This window comes from Lacisediminihabitans profunda, assembly GCF_008040105.1.
GTDB classification, from domain to species: domain Bacteria; phylum Actinomycetota; class Actinomycetes; order Actinomycetales; family Microbacteriaceae; genus Lacisediminihabitans; species Lacisediminihabitans profunda.
On the sequence record NZ_VRMG01000052.1, the window covers coordinates 1 to 271 of the forward strand.

Genomic DNA, 271 nt, shown 5'->3' on the forward strand with positions numbered 1-271 from the left:
CCTTCTCGGGCGGCAGGACATTCGCGGATGCCAGCAACTCGTGCGCCGCATCCGCCAGGTCGTCGGCAGCGACGGTGGGTGACGGCGCCCCCAGCCCGCTTTGGATGGCCGCGGCAGCCCCGATCGAGAGGTCACCGGCCGCTACTCTGGTCGCCACCTCACCCAGCCAGGCCGCGGGGTCGCTCCTCATGGTGCCGACGGAGGTGATCGCGCGCGCTTCCTGCCCCGACGTGCCGGTGCGCTGAGACCCCAGCGCGTCGGCGGTGCGCGC

Annotated in this window: 1 protein-coding gene; it reads right to left on the reverse strand. The window is 73.8% G+C overall.

Annotated features, from left to right (window positions below; translation table 11 throughout):
• Positions 1–190, reverse strand: a 190-nt coding sequence (locus FVP33_RS19015; RefSeq protein ID WP_147785259.1) for a hypothetical protein, incomplete at its 3' end; no start/stop codon positions are given.
• Positions 191–271: the final 81 nt, after the last annotated feature.